This window comes from Vibrio sp. 1F255 (genome assembly GCF_041439145.1).
Taxonomy (GTDB): domain Bacteria; phylum Pseudomonadota; class Gammaproteobacteria; order Enterobacterales; family Vibrionaceae; genus Vibrio; species Vibrio crassostreae_C.
In genome coordinates, this window is sequence record NZ_JBGONQ010000086.1 from 1 (window position 1) to 1,146 (window position 1,146).

Consider the following 1,146-nt stretch of genomic DNA (forward strand, 5'->3'; position numbering starts at 1 on the left):
GAGTGGTGGTAGCTGATCAGATCGTAGGTTCTTGATTTAGTTCCATTGAATTACGCAACAAAGCCACTAATAGATGAAAAGTGTCTACGATGCTGTGTATATTAATAATTCTCGGGACAGTAATGAAACTTTAAAAGTGTGTTGCTAAAGTAATTGCATTGGAGAAGCCATATATACTTGATGTCTGAAATAGGGTTGTATCTAATTATTGACTGCTATCCGTGGGTATGAAACCGTAGAGAATAAAAGATCATTGATTCTAGTGAATAGAATTATGAGATGTTTTTTAAATTTAAACTGACCTCTTATGAGGTGTAATTATAAACTTGCAGGTGTATTAAAAATGAATGTAAAACAAATTATTGGTATTGTACTAATTGTATTAGGTGTCATTTCTGTTCTGATTGGTGGAGTTAACTTAAACGATATTTTAGAAACAGAGAAAGCCATGGGCGAATTTTTAACCGCTTTTGGTGCTGGTTCTGAAATTACAGATGCTAAAAACGAATGTTATATTTATATTGCGGTGGGTGCTGCAATGATTTTTTCTGGTGCGTTTATGGCTAGGAAAAATACGGTAACTGAGTTAGCTGAAGCTTAAGGTGATTTTATTCTAAAAACAGGCGACTTAAATTTAACTCGCCTGTTTTTTTTAATTTCTATATCAGTATCACTCTTCAACTTTTAAGTTTGGTGTCACGAATACCCAAAGCTATCTGAAACTCCTAATGCTACTGCTTTTCATCAAGCTATATAACGAGGTATCAACGAATGAACTATTACATCTTAAACTGTGAGTACTGCCAAAAGTCCACTGAGCATACATACCATGAATACATGGAAGTAGAACATGATGATAATGGCACACCATTCTATTACCTTGAAAGTGAATTAATCTGTCTAGAATGTGATCACTTACACCGTGACCAACAGACAAAGCCAAAGCCTTAAACTGGTGCGATATAATTTCGTTCACTTAGTATTTTTTTAAGTTCTTCGGTTTGGTATGCCTTACCAAGTTTCTAATTTTCGGTAGTTTGCAATATTGTTGGCTATAGCAAAAATAGGGTATATGTGGCTCTACCGCTCGGAAGGGCGTTGTTGCCTAAATTAGTTGAACCTTTTCCAAGTCCTGTGATCTGATCA

General features: G+C 35.1%; 1 protein-coding gene. It reads left to right on the forward strand.

The features are described 5' to 3' along the window. Positions 1–343 precede the first annotated feature (343 nt). A complete protein-coding gene (locus tag ACED41_RS21520) occupies positions 344–601 on the forward strand; it encodes a hypothetical protein (protein WP_371725670.1) in 258 nt (85 codons plus the stop codon). Positions 602–1,146 lie beyond the last annotated feature (545 nt).